This is a genomic window from Amycolatopsis sp. TRM77291, from assembly GCF_054166285.1.
Window position 1 is genome coordinate 6,398,702 of sequence record NZ_JBSZHF010000001.1, and the last position, 17,565, is coordinate 6,416,266.

Below are 17,565 nucleotides of genomic sequence, written 5' to 3' on the forward strand. Positions count from 1 at the left end.
GTCAGGAGTCCAGCGCGACCTTGACCCCGGGGGCGTGCTCGGTGTTCCGCCGCGTCTTCGACCAGCCGTTGCGGCCGCGCACCAGCCGGAACAGCGCCCGCCACGACGTGATGTAGAACGTGTAGATGTACAGCGCGTAGGCGAAGCCCATCCCGAGTCCACGTAGGACATTGCGGCTCTTCAGGCATTTGAACTGGTAGATCGGGCCCCAGACGATGAACGGCAGCAACCCGAACGAGCCGTAGATGGCGAACAGGATCCACGCGCCGTCGTCGGCGAACCAGGTCCACACCTGCGCTGGATCGCCGGCGGTGCTGAAGAGCAGCAGGATGAACGGGATCGGGTACAGCAGCGAACCGAGCAGCTGCATCCACGGCTGCGCGAGGTAGTACATCATCTCCGCCGCGCCCAGCGTGCTCACATGCGGCGAATCCCAGATCCGCCGGAGATACCGCGAACACTGCATCGTGCCCTGGCCCCAGCGCGTGCGCTGCACCAGGAACCGCCGCAGGCTGTACAGACCTTCCTGTTTCACATGGGAATCCGGGGTGTAGCCGGTCCGCCAGCCCGCGGTCAGCAGGTGCACGCCGAGTTCGAAATCCTCCAGCAGCGAACCGCGCCACGGCTGCTCGTCCGGCCCGGCGATCGAGTCCAATGCGGACAGCCGGGTGAACTGACCGTTGCCGCCCATGGAGATCGTGCCTGTGAAGCCGCGCGAGGTCTGGATGGCCGCGATGGCCGTGCGGAACTCCAGATCCTGCATCTGGGCCAGCTTCAGCCCGAAAGCACGCGAAAACCAGTTCTTCCCCGGCGGGCGGGTGCCGGCGTTGCCCATCCAGACGTCGAGCTGGACGGCGCCGATCGTCTCGTCGCCGAAGAGATGGTCCGCGGCGCACACCTCCAGGCAGTTCGCCGCCGGCCGCCCGTCCGCGTCGACGACCACGACGACCACGTCTTCGCGGCTCGCGTCCGGGCCCATCCAGTCGTTGAGCGCCTGGTACGCCGCGTTGAGCGCGTCGCCCTTGCCCGTCCTCGCCTCCGGACGGCGCCGGGGAACGAGGTGCAGGTACGGGTCGTAACCGCCGTTGCGGCGCCAGATCGACCTCACCACCCGCGCCGTGCGGTCCTCGGAGTCGTCGTCGACGACCCAGACGTGCGCGTGCCGGAACGTCGACCGCAGGTACCGCACGGTTTCCCGGATGACGGTCTGTTCGTCCCGGCACGGGACGAAGAAGTGCCAGGTGAAGTCGGCGGCGTCACCGACGGGCGCGGGTTTGCGCCGCAGGTACGGCACGACGATCACGACCACGTACACGATGAACGCCACGCTCATCGTGAGCGCGAACGCCTGCGTGATCGCCAGAAGGATCTTGATCGAGCCGCCGCCCATCAGGCGGCCACGCGTTCGGCACGGGGCTTGCGGGTGCTCAGCCAGACGAACAGCACGAGGGCGATCGCGCCGCCGAGGACGCTGACCATCGAACCGAGCAGGGTGTGTCCCCAGTAATAACCTTCGTCGATACCCATCACGTTCACGAGGCCGACGATGGCCAAAACCCTCATCTGATTGACAAGAATGACGACGATCGCGGAAATGAGCAACGAAGTGAAGAGTCGCTTCGCATTTTTCGGCCGGAAATACAACATGACGGCGGTCACCAGCAGCAGTGGCAGCAACATGAATGCCGACGAGCATTCCGGAGTCATTCTTAACCCGAGTGGAGTATCGCCGGACAACCCAAAGTAGACAGTCTCGCGTTCACCGGCGACGAAGACACCCGATGTGGTGATAACCCTCAGTATCAGGCCGGAGAGCTGGACTTCGAAGACCCGGTACAGGCGTTCGGCCAGCACCAGGCCGACCGCGACGGCGAGCACCGCCAGTACCGCCATACGCAGCGGAAACCGGCTGGAACTCGGCAAGGGAGCGCTCGCAACGGCCACGGTGACCCTCTCAGGAAAGACGCAGCAGACGACGGGGATCCGGCGCAGCGGACAGGAACTCGCCGACGAGAGTAAGTCAGCGGGAACCGGCCCTTTCGACCGGGGTTCGCATTTCCAACGTGATCATGGGCCCTTTCGGCACGATCGTGGAGAAACTGACTAGGCCGAAAGAGTGACATCATCGGCGACCTGCGGGAAATGTCCGCAAAGACCACCCGATCCGGTGATCCTCGCAATTTTCTGTGCAATTTAAGAAACACTCGGCGATAGACGATCCGCGAGCCGAGTCAGGCCAGCTGAGGATTCGTCCGCGACGGTTGTGCCCTCGTGCCGACCGCAGATCCAGAGAAACTCCCCACGAATCAATTCGGAGGACCAGTTGAAGAACACGCACCTCTTGCGACGAGGTGGACTGCTCGCCGCTGTGGTGGCGAGCGTGGCCATCGCCGGCGCGGCGCCCGCCTCGGCGGCCCCCGGCGACGGCTCCGCGTACGGCGTCAAGGTCGATGTGAAGCTCCTCGGCCTCGACGCGGTGAAAGCCGGGCCGCTCGCCGAGGCGAAGACCTCCGGGCCGACCGCCAACAGCCTCGCGAAGGTCGACCTCACCGGCGTGCTCACCGCGGGCGCGATCAACACCGAAGCCAAGCGCGACGACAACTCCGGTGCCGTGACCGCCAAGGCCAGCACCGCCGATGTCGGCTTGCCGCTGCTGAAGAGCGCACTCGGCACGGTCGGCGTCAAGGTCGTCGAAGCCACCTGCACCGCGACCCAGAAGGGTGTGCAGGGTGCGACGAACCTGGTCGGCGCGAACCTCGGCAGCGCGGGGACGGTCGACTCGACGCCCGCCCCGAACACGCAGATCAAGGTCGGCCTCGGCACCGTCAACGTCGCGACGATCATCCTGAACGAGCAGATCAAGAACAGCGACGGCAGCCTCACGGTCAACGCCATCCACGTGAAGCTGCTCGGCGAAGCGCTCACCCCGCTCGGTTCCGGCGACGTGATCGTCTCGTCGGCCACCTGCGGTCCGGCCGGCCTGCCCGTGCCGCTCGCTTCGGGCGCGGGGCTGTGGATCGGTCTCGGCCTCCTCGGTGCCGTCGCCATCCCGGTCGGTATCCGCGTCGTCCGCAACCGGCGTCCGGCGACCACCGCCTGACCTGGGTGAAGTGAGGTCGAAATGTACAAGTTGCCTGGCGCCGGAGTCGGCGTCGCCGGTGGCGGGGTGGGTGCCCTCGCCGCCACCGGGGCCGATGTCGGCTGGTGGCTGGCCGTCGGGGTGATCCTGCTGGTTCTCGGAACCATCGCGGTCATCGCGGGCTATCGCCGCACGAAACGGCTCGGCGAGATGGGGAGCTGACGCTTCCCCGGACGGAACGGCCGCCGGCGTGGGCCCCTCGCGCGCCGGCGGCCATCACCCGCGTTTTGCGGGACACTCGAAACGTGGATGAGGAGCGCGAACGCGTGGATGTGATGTTGCTGGCCGGAACGCGGCCGGAGGCGGTCAAGCTCGCGCCGCTGGCGTTGGCGCTGGCGGAGCACCCGCACCTACGGCCCTTCGTCGTCCACAGCGGACAGCATCAGGGCATGGTCGAACAGGCGTTGATCCCGTTCGGACTGCCGGTCGACGCCTGGCTGGACACCCCGCCCAGGGCCACCGGCACCCAGGCGGAACTCGTTTCCGGGCTGCTGCCCGCGCTCGACGACGTGCTGCGCCGTGTCTCCCCGGCCGCGGTCGTCGTACAGGGCGACACGACGACGGGACTGGCCGGCGCGCTCGCCGCGTTCTGGCAGGGAATCCCGGTCGTGCATCTGGAGGCGGGCCTGCGCACGCACGACCTGGCCGCACCGTTCCCCGAAGAGGGGACGCGGCAGATGATCTCGCGCATCGCCGCCCTGCATCTCGCGCCGACACCGGCCGCCGCGGCCGCGCTGCGCACGGAAGGTGTTCCACGCCAGCGGATCGCGGTCACCGGCAACACCGTCGTCGACGCCGTGATCGCGATCGCCGAGCGGGATCTCCCGGCGCGCGACACCGCGCTCGCCTTACTGGAGATGGAAATCGCCGAGGCCGGCGAACGCCTCGTCCTCGTCACCTCGCATCGGCGTGAGTCCTGGGGCGAGCCGCTGAGCCGCACGCTCGCCGCCATCGAACTGATCGTCGCGGAGCACAGCGACGTCCAAGTGCTGTTCCCGGTGCATCCCAATCCGGCCGTGCGAGACCAGGTGACGACCGCGCTCGGCGGAACCCCGCGGGTGACGATCACCGAGCCGCTCGAGTATCCCGACCTCGTGCGCGCGCTGCGGCTCGCCGAGCTCGTCCTGACCGATTCCGGTGGTATCCAAGAGGAAGCGCCGACGTTCGGCACGCCCGTCCTCGTGCTCCGCGACGTCACCGAACGGCGAGAAGCCATCGAGGCGGGCTGCGCCTGGCTGGTCGGGACGGACACCGGCCTCATCGCGGACACCGCGGCGAAGGTCCTGCGTGGCGACCTCCATCCGACGCACGCCGGAAACCCTTACGGTGACGGCAATGCCGCCGCGTTGTCGGTGGCCGCGCTGGAGGAACTGCTCAATCTCGCCCCAGCGGCGCGCACCGCCGCGGAATCGCGCTAGATCGAGACGATCTGCACCGGCAATGCCGGATTCGCGGAGAAATCGAGCGATGCCCGCGGCCGCCCGGCGGCGACCACGTGCGCGCCGAGCGCGGCGATCATCGCGCCGTTGTCCGTGCACAGCCGCGGCCGCGGGACCCGCAGGGTGATCCCGGCTTCGGCGCAGCGTTCGGCGGCGAGTTCGGACAGCCGCGAATTCGCCGCCACGCCACCGGAGATCACCAGCGTGTCCACGCCGTGTTCCTTGGCGGCGCGGATCGCCTTCATGGTGAGCACGTCGGCGACGGCCTCCTGGAACGACGCGGCGACGTCGTCGACGGGAATGTCCTCGCCACGTCGTTCGGCGCCTTCGACCCAGCGCGCGACGGCGGTTTTCAGGCCGGAGAAGGAGAAATCGAATTCGGCGTCACGCGGGCCGGTCATCCCGCGGGGGAACGCGATCGCCGCGCCGTCACCGTTCTTGGCGGCCTTGTCGATGGGCGGGCCGCCGGGGTACGGCAGGCCGAGCACGCGGGCGACCTTGTCGTAAGCCTCGCCCGCCGCGTCGTCCACAGTGGACCCGAGTTCGGTGATCTCGGACGCGATGTCGTCCACCAGCAGCAATTGCGTGTGCCCACCCGAAACGAGCAGTGCGAGACAGCGGTCGGGCAGCGGGCCGTGCTGGAGCGTGTCGACGGCGATGTGCCCGGCCAGGTGGTTCACGCCGTAGAGCGGGAGGTCGAGCGCGGCGGCGTACGCCTTGGCCGCGGCGACACCGACCAGGAGCGCGCCGGCGAGACCGGGTCCCGCGGTGACCGCGATCGCGTCCACATCGGACAGTTTGAGCCCGGCCTTCTCGAAGGCGCGCTCGACCGTCGGGACCATCGCCTCCAGGTGCGCGCGGCTGGCGACCTCGGGCACGACGCCGCCGAAGCGGGCGTGCTGGTCGACGCTGGACGCGACCTCGTCGGCGAGCAGCTCGACCGTGTTGTCGTCGTGCAGGCGGACGAGGCCGACACCGGTCTCGTCGCACGAACTCTCGATGCCCATGATGATGCGCGGCATCAGCCCGCCACCTCGTCTCGGACCTGGGCCCGCGGGCGGGCCATCGTGTAGGCGTCGGCGCCGGAGGGCTGGTAGTAGCGCTTCCGGAGGCCGACGCGTTCGAAACCGTGCCGCTCGTAGAGCGTGATCGCCGCGTCGTTGTCGGTGCGGACTTCGAGGAAGACCGGCGCGGCGAGTTGGTCCGCGCGGTCGAGGAGCGCCTTCAGCAACGTGGTGCCGATTCCCTTGCGCTGGTGGCCGGGGTCGACGCCGATCGTGTGGATGCTCGCCTCGTGGTCGCCGCGGCGGCCGACGACGGCGAGCCCGGCGTAACCGATGACCTCGTCGCTTTCATCCGGACGGGCGACCAGGTAGTAGCCGCCGGCGTCGAGTTCGGCGTGGAAGGCGTAGGCGCTCCACGGCGAATCGCCGGGGAAGAGGATCTTCTCTATCTCGACACAGCGGGGGATGTCCTTGCGGCGTAAGGGTTCCAGCCTCACGGCGTGGTCACCTTCTTGCGCGCGGCCGGTTCGACGGCGTCCGGGCGGCGGAGGTAGAGCGGGGTGAGCGGGGCGGGCTCGTTGTCGAAGTCCTTGCGAGCGGCCTTGACCAGTCCGATGGGTGACGGGAAGCGCGGCTCGATCGGCTGGACGCCGAGGGCGTCCGCGTAAAGGAGCGCGCCGTCGCCCGCCGCGACCTTGATGGTGGTCTGGAGGTCGGCAGGCCGCTCGACGTGGGGGCCGTCGGTGCGCGAGCCGTCAGCGGCGTACGCGGCCCAGTAGACCTCGCGGCGCCTCGCGTCGGAGAGGACGAGGAAGGGCGCTTCGCCGGGGGCGACGTCGGCGGCGATCGCGTCGAGACTGCACACCGGGTACGCGGGGATGCCGAGGGCGTGGGCGAGCGACGCGGCGGTGGCCATGCCGGCGCGAAGGCCGGTGAAGGGGCCGGGGCCGACGCCACAGACGATGGCGTCGAGGTCGCGAAGCGTGACGCCCGCGGCCTTGACGGCTTCGAGGGCGTGGGGCGTGATCAGCTCGCCGTGCGCGCGCGGGTCGACCGTGACGCGGTCGCCGCGCGACTCGAGGACGTCGCCGTCCAGGGCGACGACGCCCGCGGTGACCGCCGGGGTCGAGGTGTCGATGGCCAGTACCAGCACGGTTACCCAGCCTACGACCAGCGCCGCGGAGCGCGTTTAGCGGGCTAAACGCGATCGGGTGGCGCGGCCGCTCTCCGGCCCGCATATCGCGTTTAGCCCGCTAAACGCGATCCGGTGGGCCTTGGCGCGCCAGACCCACAGATCGCGATTAGGGGGCTAAACGCAGGTCCGCCCACCGTGTGAAGCAGGTCGCAGGGGTGCGGGTGGGCAGCGCGGTACGGTCCTGGCGAGGGCCAACGCGCCCGGCCGGCGGAGTCGAGCAGGAGGTCACACGGTGCCCGATCGGTTGTTCCCCACGCTGGCGAGCGGCTCGGACAAGGAGGCGCTCCGCTTCGGCGACACCTCCCTCACCTACGACGACCTCGCGGCCGTCGCCGGCACACTCGCCCGCGACCTCCCGAGCGGCCGCGTCGCGGTCTGGGCGACGCCGTCGGTGCACACCAGCGTCGCCGTCGTCGCCGCCCTGCTCGCCGGCGTCCCCGCCATCCCGCTCAACCCGAAGATCGGCGAGCGCGAGCTCGCGCACATCCTCACCGACAGCGAGCCCGTCCTCGTACTCGCCGAACCGGGCGCCGACCTGCCCACGGGACTCAGCCGCCTGCCGCGCCGCGACATCGTCCTCGCAGGCACGCCTGTCGATCTCCCCGCGGAACCGGACGCCGAAGCCCCGGCGCTGATCGTCTACACCTCCGGCACCACCGGCCCGCCCAAGGGCGTCGTCCTCCCCCGGCGTGCCATCTCGACCACCCTCGACGCACTCGAGGACGCTTGGAAATGGACCGCCGACGACGTCCTGGTCCACGGTCTCCCGCTGTTCCACGTGCACGGCCTGATCCTCGGCATCCTCGGACCGCTCCGGCGCGGCGGTTCGGTCCGGCATCTCGGTCGCTTCTCCACCGAAGGCGTCGCACGCGAACTCGCCTCCGGCGCGACGATGATGTTCGGCGTCCCGACCATGTACCACCGCATCGCGGGCGAAGTCGGCGAAGACCCGTCGCTCGCCGAAGCGCTCAGCAGCGCCCGGCTGCTCGTCTCCGGATCGGCCGCGCTGCCCGTCCACGACCACCAGCGCATCACCGCGGCGACCGGCCAGCGCGTGATCGAGCGCTACGGGATGACCGAGACCCTCATGAACACCAGCATCCGCGCCGACGGCGAGCACGTCCCCGGCACGGTCGGCGTCCCGTTGCGCGGCGTCGATCTACGGCTGGTCGACGAAGCGGGCCAACCCGTCGAGGAGGTCGAGACCGTCGGCGAGATCCAGGTCCGCGGTCCGAACCTGTTCACCGAGTACCTCAACCGACCCGACGCCACCGAAGCCGCCTTCGACGACGGGTGGTTCCGGACCGGTGACATGGCGACACGCGACGCGGCCGGGTACGTGAAGATCGTCGGCCGGAAGGCGACGGATCTGATCAAGAGCGGCGGTTACAAGATCGGCGCTGGTGAGATCGAGAATGCGCTCATGGAGCATCCCGGCGTCGCGGAGGTGGCGGTCACCGGCGAGCCCGACGACGACCTCGGCGAGCGCATTGTGGCCTGGGTGGTGCCCGACGGAGAACGCCCGTCGGAGTCCGACCTCGCCGACCACGTCTCGCGCCTGTTGTCGCCGCACAAACGGCCTCGCGTGGTCCGTTATCTGGAAGCGTTGCCGCGCAACGACATGGGCAAGGTCATGAAGCGGGCGCTCGGATGAGCAGGACCTCGGCGCGGTCCTTCATCAAGGAGATCGCGACCGGTTTCGAGGATCTGGAGGTTCCGCGTTCCGAGGAGCCGGACGACGGGCCGATCGGCTGGCCGGGGTACCGCTCGGCACGCGAGGCCGCCGAAGAGCGGACCGGAGAAGACGAGTCCGTGGTCTGCGGGACCGCCAGGATCGGCGACGTCGAGGCGGTCGTGATCGCCTTCGAGTTCGGCTTCCTGGGCGGGTCGATCGGTCAGCGGACCGGAGATCGAGTCGAAGCGGCGTTCGCGCGGGCGGTCGAATCCCGGTTGCCGGTGGTGTCGCTGATCGCGACCGGCGGCAGCCGCATGCAGCACGGGATGCGGGCGCTTTCGCAGTTGCAGCGCATCGCACGGGCGGCGGCCGGAGCCCGGTCGGTGCCGCAGATCTCGGTGCTGCGCGACCCGACGACGGGCGGCGGCTGGGCGACTCTCGGTGCGAGCGCCGACGTCGTCCTCGCGCTACCCGGGGCGCAGGTTGGTTTCGCCGGTTCCCGCGTGCGGCCTGCCGACGCTTCTCCAGAGGCATATACGGCCGAAGCGAAGCTCGCCTGGGGCCAGGTCGACCAGATCGTGGCGCCAGCCGATCTTCCCGCGGCACTGGAACGGTGGCTACGCCTCCTGACTTCGCCGACGCTGGAAGCCGCGGAGCCGCCGGGCGCGCTTGGAGCGACGGACTTGCCCGACAGCGGATGGGACGCGGTCCAAGCCGCGCGCTCTGCCGAGCGGCCTCGGGCAGCGGAGTATCTCGACGCGTACTTCGACTGGCGTGAGTTGGTCTCGGGAGACAGGTGCGGCGGAGTCGACTCCGGTGTCTTGTGCGGCTTCGGCTGGCGCGGCGGCCGAGCTATCGCGTACGCGGCGCAGTGCGGGACACCGACGTCGCCCGCGGGTTTTCGGACGGCGGCGCGTCTGGTGCGGCTCGCGTCGAGGCTCGGAATCCCAGTCCTCACCTTCGTCGACACCCCGGGCGCGGCCAATGACGAGGCGGCCGAGCGGGCCGGGGCCGGCGGGGCGATCGCCGAGTTGTTCGAGGCGGTCGCGAGCGCGGCCGTGCCGATCACCACCCTCGTGATCGGGGAAGGTGGTTCCGGGGGCGCGCTCGCGTTCGCGGCGCCGGGGTCGACGTGGGTGACGCCCAACGCGTACTTCTCGGTGACGTCGCCCGAGGCGGCCGCGGCGATCCTCAAGCTGCCCGCCGGCGAGGTCCCCGCCCTCGCGGACCGGCTCCGCCTGCGCCCCCAAGACCTGGTGGACCTGGGAATCGCGCGCTCCGTCGTCGGCCGCGCCGACCTGCGTTTAGCCCCCTAATCGCGATCTGTGACGCCAGATCGCGATTAGCCCGCTAAACGCAAGTCGCCCCGCGGATCGCGATTAGCCCGCTAAACGCAGGTCGGGCGTGCGGGACGTCCAGGTGCCGTGCGGCTCCAAGGTGACCATGCGGACATCGTCTTCGCGGCGCTCCAGACGCACGACGAGGTAGTCGTCCGACAGGCGCTCGGCGGATCCCTCGCCCCATTCGACGACCAACGCGGACCGCTCCAGTTCGGTGTCGAGGTCCAGATCGTCCAGCTGCGAGAGATCCCCGCCGAGCCGGTACGCGTCCACGTGCACCAGCGCGACCCCAGAAGCTCCGGCCGGATGCACCCTGGCGAGCACGAACGTCGGCGAGCTGACCCGCCCGCCGACCCCGAGACCGTCCGCGATGCCGCGGGTCAGCGTCGTCTTGCCCGCCCCGAGCGGCCCGGCGAGCAGCACGAGGTCGCCCGCGCGCAGCGAACGTCCGAGCTCTCGCCCGAACTCCATCGTCGACTCGGGAGTCGGGAAAGCGAAATTCATCAGCGTTGCCACCACCAGGTCCGCCGTTCGGAAGTCTCACCATCGGTGCCGGTGCATCGTTGCACCAAGTCGATCAGGTGGCTGTTCACCAATTCGGGTTGTTCCAGCTGCACCATGTGCCCCGCGCCGCGGACGCGCACCAGCTCCGCGTCCGGCAGCTCCGCCGCGATCCGCTCGGCGTGCGCGATCGGCGTGAACCGATCGGAATCCCCGCCGACGACCAGCACATGCGCGTGCTTCAGCCCGGCGAGCGCGGCGTACCGGTTGTGGCTGCCGAGCGTGTCGACGAAGTTCACGAGCCCGCGCACCGGCGTCACTTCGAGCATTTCCAGCATGAAGTCGACAAGTCGAGGGGACACCTCACGGCTGCCGAAGGCCAGCCTGCGCACGGCCTGCCGGGTCAGCTGCCCGCCTGCCGCGCGCACGAATTCGACGAGCCCCGGCTGCCACCCGGCCAGCCCGCCGACGCCTCGCGTGAGCGGGTTGCACTTCGAGAGCAGTGATCTCGGAAGCCCCCGAGCACCGACTTCACCCGCCGCGGTCGCGATGAACGCGACACCGCAGACACGGTCGTCGAACAGCTCGGGATGCTCGGCGGCGAGCTCCATGATCACCATGCCGCCCATCGAATGCCCCATGAGCACGATGGGCCCCTCCGGCACCACCGAACGCAGGACCATGTCGAGGTCGCGCGCCAGCTGCTCGATGGTGCTGGTCTCGGCGGTCGCGGCGCCGGATTGCCCGTGCCCGCGATGGTCGAAGTACACCTGACGCACTCGTGGCAACCTCAGCGACGCGAGGTCTCGCCGCTGGAAATGCCAGCAGCGCTTCGACAACGCGAAACCGTGCACACCGACGACGGTCAGCTCCGGTTCTCCCCCATCGCCCGGATCGATCTCCTCGACCGAGAGCGGCGTGCCGTCCTCCGCCGCCACTGTCGATGTCCGATCCGGTGCGAGGTCCCCCAACGGCTCGTCCACGAACGGATCCTCACTCTGCCGCCGCTGCTGTGCGGCGACGGCGATCGCCGCGGCGGTGCCGGTGGCCACGGCCCCGACGCCGCCGACGATGGCCAGCAGTCTTCGTGAAGGTGTCACGAGCCTGCCTCCAGATACGTCCGGTGGACACGCGGGCGGTACATCGAAGTCACGATCTCGTAGTCGATCGTCCCCAGCTTGTCCGCCCATTCCCGCGCCGTGGGCTCGCCAAACGCGCCCTTGCCGAAAAGGATCACTTCGCTGCCGATGGACGGCTCGTCATCTCCGCAGTCGACGATGAGCTGATCCATGCAGACGCGGCCGACGACCGGCCGTCGCTTTCCGCCGAGCAGGACGTCCATCCGTCCGGACAGCGACCGCGGCACGCCGTCGGCGTATCCGACGGGGACCAGCGCGAGGGTGGTTTCGCGTTCGGCCGTCCAGCTGTGGCCGTACGAGACCGATTCGCCTGCCGGGATCCGCTTCGTGAGCACGACCGACGACTTGAAGGTCATGGCCGGGCGGAGATCGTCGCCGGTGGGCACCGGGTTCAGCCCGTAGATCGCGATCCCCGGGCGCACGAGGTCGAAGTGCAGGTCGGGCCTCGTCAGCACGGCGGCGGAGTTCGCGATGTGCCGCATGGGGTTCAGGCCGGCGGCGCGCGCGATGTCGTAGGCCTCGTCGAACCGCTTGGCCTGTGCGTCGATGGAGGGGTGGCCGGGCTCGTCGGCGCAGGCGAGGTGCGACCAGATCGCGACGACCTCGATGAGCGGCTTCGCGGCCGCCGCGGCCTTGACCAACGCCGGCCATTCCGCAGGTGGGCAACCGTTTCGGGACAGCCCGGTGTCGATCTTGAGGTGCACCCGGCAGATCGCGTTTAGCCCGCTAAAGTCGCGTGCGCGGCGAGCGCCATCGGCCACGCGCGCCAGCTCGTCGAGGGAGCTGACGGCGACGTCGATGTCTTCGGCGACCGCGGGCGCGAAGTCGGCTTCGGGAGTGTCGAGCCAGCTGAAGAGCCGAACTCCGATACCCGCCCGGCGCAGCGCGAGCGCTTCGCCGAGGGAGCAGGTGCCCAGCCAGGTGGCCCCACCCTCGACGGCGGCACGGGCGACCTCGAGGGCTCCGTGCCCATAGCCGTCCGCCTTGACCACGGCCATGGTCTGGGCCGAGGGAGCGCGGGATGCGAGCAGGGCGACGTTGTGCCGGATGGCGGACAGGTCGATGACGACCTCGGCACGCGGGAAACTGGCGGTCATAACGACCACCAGTTTCCCACGAACCGGCTCAGGACAGGCGCGCCCCGTCGGTGGCGGAGAACACGTGCAGCTCGTCGGGACGGATCCGCAGGTGCAGCGTGTCACCCATGGCCGGCGGCTTGCGCGGGTCGACACGGGTGACGACGTTCGACTTCGTGCCTTCGGCGTCGGTCTCGGCCAGCTTGCCGTACACGTACGCGTCCGAGCCGAGCTCCTCGACGAGGTCGACCTTGACCGGCACGGTGCCGTCCTCGCTGGTGGTCACCTCGAGCGACTCCGGACGGAAGCCGAGGGTGACCGTGTCGCCGTCGGCCTTGGCGAGGATCTCGCGGGTCAGCGGCACCCGCGCGCCACCCAGCTCGGCGCCGTCTTCGGTGAGCTTCGCGGTGACCAGGTTCATCGCGGGCGAGCCGATGAAACCGGCGACGAAAGCGTTCGCGGGCCGGTCGTACAGGGCGCGCGGGGTGTCGCACTGCTGCAGGAGACCGTCCGACAGGACCGCGACCCGGTCACCCATCGTCATGGCCTCGACCTGGTCGTGCGTGACGTACACGGTGGTGACGCCGAGGCGGCGCTGCAGCGCGGCGATCTGCGTACGGGTGGAGACACGCAGCTTCGCGTCGAGGTTCGACAGCGGCTCGTCCATCAGGAATACCTGCGGCTCACGCACAATGGCGCGGCCCATCGCGACGCGCTGGCGCTGACCACCGGAGAGCGCTTTCGGCTTGCGGTCGAGGTACTGCTCGATGTCGAGCAGCTTGGCCGCGTCGAGCACCTTCTGCTTGATCTCCGAAGCCGGGCGGCCCGCGATCTTCAGCGCGAAGCCCATGTTCTGGCCCACGGTCATATGCGGGTACAGCGCGTAGTTCTGGAACACCATCGCGATGTCGCGGGCGCGCGGCGGCAGCTGCGTGACGTCGCGGTCGCCGATCCACACGGCGCCTTCGTCGATGTCCTCGAGGCCGGCGAGCATCCGCAGGCTGGTGGACTTGCCACAGCCGGAAGGCCCGACCAGCACGAGGAATTCGCCGTCGGCGATCTCGAGGTCGAGTGCGTCCACGGCGGGCCGCTCGGAGCCCGCGTAGCGCCGGGTCGCCTTGTCGTAGGTGATCGTGGCCATCGGTTCAGTCCTCTTTCGGTTTCGCGGAAATGCCGTGCCCGAGTTCGCGGGCTTCGAGATGCCGTTGCTGGATCCGGTGCCCCTCGGCGCGGTCCGCCTCGGTCGGCTCGAGTGGGGTGTAGCCGTGCTGTTCCTGCCAGCGGGGAGGTTCCGTGCTGGAAGCGAGGGCCCAGGCCGCCTGCCGCGCGGCACCGACCGCGACGTACTCGGCGACTTCGGGGAGGACGACGGGCACGCCGAACACGATCGGCGCGACCGCGCGGACGGCGGCCGATTGCGCGCCGCCACCGATCAGGAGGACGCGGCGGACTTCGAGCCCCTGCTCGCGCAGGGCGTCGAGACCGGCGGCGAGGCCGCAAAGCATGCCTTCGACCGCGGCGCGGGCGAGGTTCTCGGGCGTCATGTTCGCGCGGGTGAGGCCGAAGAGCGTGCCCTTGGCGTCCGGGAGATTCGGCGTCCGCTCACCGTCGAGGTAAGGAAGGAAGGTGAGGCCGCCGGAACCGGGTGTGGCGGCGAGCGCCAGCTTGTCGAACTCCGCGAGTTCGACGCCGAGCATCGCGGACGTGGCCGTGAGCACGCGGGCCGCGTTGAGGGTGCAGGCAAGAGGGAGGAAACGTCCGGTGGCGTCGGCGAAGCCCGCGACGATTCCGGACGGGTCGGCGCTCGCGGTTTCGGAGACGCCGAAGACGGTGCCGCTGGTGCCCAGCGAGACGACGACGTCGCCGGGGGCGAGTTCGAGACCGAACGCGGCGGCCATGTTGTCGCCGGTCCCGGCCGAGACCAGGATCCCGTCCGGGGTGTGACCCGCGGCTTCGGCGGGGCCGATGACCTTGGGCAGCTCGGGCGTGCGACCACCGAAGGCGTGCGCGAGGAGGTCTTGGCGGTATTCGCCGGTGGCGGGCGAGAAGTATCCGGTGCCGGAAGCGTCGCCGCGGTCGGTGACCGGCTCGGCGCCGTCACCCAGCAGCCGCCAGGTCAGCCAGTCGTGCGGGAGCAGGACGCGGGCGACGCGATCGGCCAGCTCCGGCTCGTTCTCCGCCATCCAGCGCAGCTTCGTGACGGTGAAGCTGGCGACCGGGACCGAGCCGACGGACTTCGCCCAGCTCTCCGGGCCGAGCTCGCCGCTGAGATCTTCGGCCGCCTTCGCGGACCGGGTGTCGTTCCACAGCAGCGCGGGCCGGACGACCTCACCCGCCTCGTCGAGGGCGACCATGCCGTGCTGCTGGCCGCCGATGCCGATGGCGCCGACGCCGTCGAGCAGGCCGTCCGTGGCCTCGCGGAACGCGTCCCACCACGCGGTGGGGGCGACCTCGGTGCCGTCGGGATGCGAGGCGCGGCCGGTGCGGACGATCTCGCCGGTGTTCGCGTCGCAGACGACGACCTTCGTCGACTGGGTCGACGAGTCGATTCCGGCCACCAGATCAGAACTCATATTCCGGGCCCTCCGGTGCGCATTCGACCTGCTCGATGGCGGTTCCCGCGGTCAACGCCGCCTCGATCTCCTCGGTCGGCGCCTCTTCGTCGGTGATCAGGAGGTCGTAGTCGCCGATGTCGCCGTACGCGTAGGTGGCTGTGCGGCCGAATTTGGAGTTGTCGACGACCAGGACGTTGCGATCGGCGGTGCGCAGCGCGGCCTTCTTGAGCTCCGCGTAGTCCTGGACCGGGTGGAACAGGCGGCCGACCGCGACCGCGGCGACCGAGACGAACGCGATGTCGGCGTGCGTGCGGTGGAGGAACCCGACGACGTCCGGGCCGGCGCACGAGTCGAACTCGTGGTGGTAGCGGCCGCCCGCCAGGACGACCTCGACGTTCTTGGCCGGGCCGAGGATGCGGGCGGCTTCGAGCGAGTTGGTGATGACGGTGAGGTCTTCGACCTGACCGAGGCGGCGGACGAGCGGGAAGAGCGTGGTCGAGTCGTCGACGAAGACCGTCTGGCCGGAGTGGACGTGCGCCGCGGCGGCCTCGCCCAGGGCGTCCTTCGTGGCCTGGTTGAAGGTGTCGCGGAAGCGGGCGGCGGACTCAATAGTCGTCGCGGGGTAGGCCTCGACCTTGCCGCGGAGTTTGCGGAGGAGGCGGCGGTCGGCGAGATCGTCGAGGTCGCGGTGCATCGTCATCAGGCTGACGCCGAAGCGGGTGGTGAGGTCGTCGATGCGGACCTCACCGGTGGCGATGACGTGGTCGAGGATCTCTTGGCGTCGCTGCTCGACGGCGGCGTCCGAGGGCCTGGTCTTAGACATGGGCGACACCGTTCACGACGCGGACCATCGCGGTCCCGGCGGGGTGGGTGTCGGCGCTCACACCTGCTTCTTACCAGATTATTCGCCCGGAGTTAACACATAACTCGATAACTCCCGAATTTCTTGCCACCTTCCTTCGCCGGCCGGCCGACCTGCGTTTAGCCCCCTAATCGCGCTCTGAGGGCGGGTGCCCGCAGAGCGCGGTTAGGGGGCTAAACGCAGGTCGTGGCCCTGGTCAGGAGCCGAGGCGGCGGACGGACCGGATGGCGTCCGGGACCGCGCCGAGGATGCGGGAGGCCGAGGTCGGGGCGCCGTCTGCGGCGAGGGATCCGGCGAGGGAGTGGACGTGCGCGGCCGCACCGGCCGCCAGCCACGGGTCGAGTCCCGAAGCGAGCAACGCGCCGACCAGACCCGACAGCACATCCCCCGAACCGGCCGTCGCGAGCCACGACCCCCGCGGTGTGTTCACCAGCGCCCGCCCGTCCGGCGCCGCGACCACCGTGCAGTGCCCCTTCAACAGCACCACGGCGTCGTACTTCCGCGCGGCCGACCGCGCCGCCGCGACCCGGTCCGCACCCGGCGGCGCACCCATGAGCCGCTCGAACTCCCCCGCGTGCGGGGTCAGCACGAGCGGCGTGTCCGGATCGCGCGCGTCGAGCACGTCGGGCGATCGCGCGATGATGGTCGTCGCGTCGGCGTCCGCGCACACCGGCACGCCGCGGCCGAGCACGAACCGCAGCACGTCCCGCCCCTCGTTGCCGGTGCCGATCCCCGGCCCGACCACCCAGGCCTGCACCCGGCCCGCGTCGGTCACCGACCCCGTCGCGATGATCTCGGGCCACTGCCCGCGCACGACGTCCGCCGCATGACCGGCGTACCGCACCAGCCCGGACGTCGCCCGCACCGCCGCCCCGGCCGCGAGCACGGCCGCCCCCGGGTACGTCGCCGACCCGGCGGCGATCCCGACCACGCCCTGGCTGTACTTGTCGTCGTCCGGGCCGGGCACCGGCCACGCGGCGGCGACATCCGCCGTATCGAGTCGCTGCAGATCGGGCTCGCTGAGCCGCAGTCCGATGTCCACCAGGGACACTTCGCCGCAGGACGCGGGCGCGAGGGCGTGCACCGGCTTGAGCGCGCCGAAGGTGACGGTCCGATCGGCCACGACCGCCGGGCCATCGACCGCGCCGGTGTCGGGATCCACCCCACTCGGCAGATCGACCGCGAGCACCGGCGAGCTCACATGCTCCAGCAGCGCGGCGGCGTCCGGCCGCAACGGCCCGCGCGCCGAAATTCCGACGATCCCGTCGACGACGAGGTCGGCCCGCTGGATCCACTGTGGACCATCCTCAAGGGACACGACCTTGCCGCCGGAACGCTTCAGGGCGGCCAAACCCGGGCCGTGCGCGCGTTCGGGCTTCAGCAGGATCGCCGAAACGGCCACATTGCGACGCCGCAGGAACGCGCCCGCCCACAAGGCGTCACCGCCGTTGTTGCCCGACCCGACGAGCAGCGTCACCCGCCGCCCGGACACCGAACCCGTGTGCTCGGCCAGCATTCCGGCGGCGTGCACCGCGAGGCCGAAAGCCGCGCGCCGCATGAGCTCGCCGTCGGGAGTGACGGCGAGCAACCGGTCCTCCGCCGCGCGAATCCTTTCCGTGGTCCAGATTCCCTGCACGACG

Annotated in this window: 17 protein-coding genes; 5 read left to right on the forward strand and 12 right to left on the reverse strand. The window is 70.1% G+C overall.

Translation table 11 applies throughout. The features are described from left to right. Position 1: 1 nt before the first annotated feature. A complete protein-coding gene (locus ACXIZN_RS29525; RefSeq protein ID WP_457958294.1) occupies positions 2-1,390 on the reverse strand; it encodes a glycosyltransferase in 1,389 nt (462 codons plus the stop codon). Beyond that, positions 1,390-1,893 carry an exosortase P gene (gene xrtP, locus ACXIZN_RS29530; protein WP_034304374.1) on the reverse strand — a complete coding sequence of 168 codons (504 nt, stop codon included), beginning with the start codon at positions 1,891-1,893 and terminating at the stop codon, positions 1,390-1,392. Before xrtP ends, ACXIZN_RS29525 begins: the two co-directional genes overlap by 1 nt. A gap of 430 nt (positions 1,894-2,323) precedes the next feature. Here xrtP and ACXIZN_RS29535 point away from each other — a divergent pair, with 430 nt between their 5' ends. The 3 genes from ACXIZN_RS29535 to wecB all read left to right on the forward strand — a co-directional run bounded on the left by ACXIZN_RS29535 (position 2,324) and on the right by wecB (position 4,557). Next, positions 2,324-3,100 carry a choice-of-anchor P family protein gene (locus tag ACXIZN_RS29535; RefSeq protein WP_457958295.1) on the forward strand — a complete coding sequence of 259 codons (777 nt, stop codon included), beginning with the start codon at positions 2,324-2,326 and terminating at the stop codon, positions 3,098-3,100. A 21-nt stretch (positions 3,101-3,121) separates the two neighbouring features. Continuing rightward, a complete protein-coding gene (locus tag ACXIZN_RS29540) occupies positions 3,122-3,301 on the forward strand; it encodes an LPXTG cell wall anchor domain-containing protein (RefSeq protein ID WP_007031099.1) in 180 nt (59 codons plus the stop codon). 104 nt (positions 3,302-3,405) lie between these two features. Further along, the gene (gene wecB, locus ACXIZN_RS29545; protein ID WP_457960631.1) at positions 3,406-4,557 is read left to right on the forward strand and encodes a non-hydrolyzing UDP-N-acetylglucosamine 2-epimerase; all 1,152 of its coding nucleotides are present in this window, start codon (positions 3,406-3,408) and stop codon (positions 4,555-4,557) included. Here wecB and tsaD read toward each other — a convergent pair. Genes tsaD through tsaB form a run of 3 tightly spaced genes read right to left on the reverse strand, consistent with a single transcriptional unit; the run spans position 4,554 to position 6,735 of the window. Beyond that, positions 4,554-5,600: a tRNA (adenosine(37)-N6)-threonylcarbamoyltransferase complex transferase subunit TsaD gene (gene tsaD, locus ACXIZN_RS29550; protein ID WP_457958296.1), complete on the reverse strand. Its 1,047-nt coding sequence runs from the start codon at positions 5,598-5,600 to the stop codon at positions 4,554-4,556. The genes wecB and tsaD overlap by 4 nt on opposite strands. Continuing rightward, positions 5,600-6,079, reverse strand: coding sequence for a ribosomal protein S18-alanine N-acetyltransferase (rimI, locus tag ACXIZN_RS29555; RefSeq protein ID WP_457958298.1), 480 nt, complete (start codon positions 6,077-6,079; stop codon positions 5,600-5,602). The genes tsaD and rimI overlap by 1 nt, the downstream gene beginning before the upstream one ends. Continuing rightward, positions 6,076-6,735, reverse strand: coding sequence for a tRNA (adenosine(37)-N6)-threonylcarbamoyltransferase complex dimerization subunit type 1 TsaB (tsaB, locus tag ACXIZN_RS29560; protein WP_457958300.1), 660 nt, complete (start codon positions 6,733-6,735; stop codon positions 6,076-6,078). Before tsaB ends, rimI begins: the two co-directional genes overlap by 4 nt. Positions 6,736-7,009: 274 nt before the next feature. Between tsaB and ACXIZN_RS29565 the strand changes: the two genes are divergently transcribed. Beyond that, the gene (locus tag ACXIZN_RS29565; protein WP_457958301.1) at positions 7,010-8,431 is read left to right on the forward strand and encodes an acyl-CoA synthetase; all 1,422 of its coding nucleotides are present in this window, start codon (positions 7,010-7,012) and stop codon (positions 8,429-8,431) included. Beyond that, positions 8,428-9,768: a carboxyl transferase domain-containing protein gene (locus tag ACXIZN_RS29570; protein WP_457958302.1), complete on the forward strand. Its 1,341-nt coding sequence runs from the start codon at positions 8,428-8,430 to the stop codon at positions 9,766-9,768. Before ACXIZN_RS29565 ends, ACXIZN_RS29570 begins: the two co-directional genes overlap by 4 nt. Before the next feature lie 63 nt (positions 9,769-9,831). On the opposite strand, the gene tsaE is transcribed toward ACXIZN_RS29570, so the two are convergent. The 7 genes from tsaE to ACXIZN_RS29605 form a co-directional block, all read right to left on the reverse strand. Further along, the gene (tsaE, locus tag ACXIZN_RS29575) at positions 9,832-10,296 is read right to left on the reverse strand and encodes a tRNA (adenosine(37)-N6)-threonylcarbamoyltransferase complex ATPase subunit type 1 TsaE (RefSeq protein WP_199745638.1); all 465 of its coding nucleotides are present in this window, start codon (positions 10,294-10,296) and stop codon (positions 9,832-9,834) included. After that, entirely contained in the window at positions 10,296-11,393 is a 1,098-nt protein-coding gene (locus tag ACXIZN_RS29580) for an alpha/beta fold hydrolase (RefSeq protein ID WP_457958304.1), read from the reverse strand. The genes tsaE and ACXIZN_RS29580 overlap by 1 nt, the downstream gene beginning before the upstream one ends. Then, positions 11,390-12,529, reverse strand: coding sequence for an alanine racemase (gene alr / locus ACXIZN_RS29585; RefSeq protein WP_457958306.1), 1,140 nt, complete (start codon positions 12,527-12,529; stop codon positions 11,390-11,392). Before alr ends, ACXIZN_RS29580 begins: the two co-directional genes overlap by 4 nt. A gap of 28 nt (positions 12,530-12,557) precedes the next feature. Next, entirely contained in the window at positions 12,558-13,649 is a 1,092-nt protein-coding gene (locus ACXIZN_RS29590; protein WP_034304347.1) for an ABC transporter ATP-binding protein, read from the reverse strand. A gap of 4 nt (positions 13,650-13,653) precedes the next feature. Further along, the gene (xylB, locus tag ACXIZN_RS29595; protein ID WP_457958308.1) at positions 13,654-15,081 is read right to left on the reverse strand and encodes a xylulokinase; all 1,428 of its coding nucleotides are present in this window, start codon (positions 15,079-15,081) and stop codon (positions 13,654-13,656) included. Then, the gene (locus tag ACXIZN_RS29600) at positions 15,071-15,886 is read right to left on the reverse strand and encodes a DeoR/GlpR family DNA-binding transcription regulator (RefSeq protein ID WP_457958310.1); all 816 of its coding nucleotides are present in this window, start codon (positions 15,884-15,886) and stop codon (positions 15,071-15,073) included. Before ACXIZN_RS29600 ends, xylB begins: the two co-directional genes overlap by 11 nt. A gap of 235 nt (positions 15,887-16,121) precedes the next feature. Further along, a complete protein-coding gene (locus tag ACXIZN_RS29605; RefSeq protein WP_457958311.1) occupies positions 16,122-17,561 on the reverse strand; it encodes an NAD(P)H-hydrate dehydratase in 1,440 nt (479 codons plus the stop codon). Between the last annotated feature and the right edge of the window lie 4 nt (positions 17,562-17,565).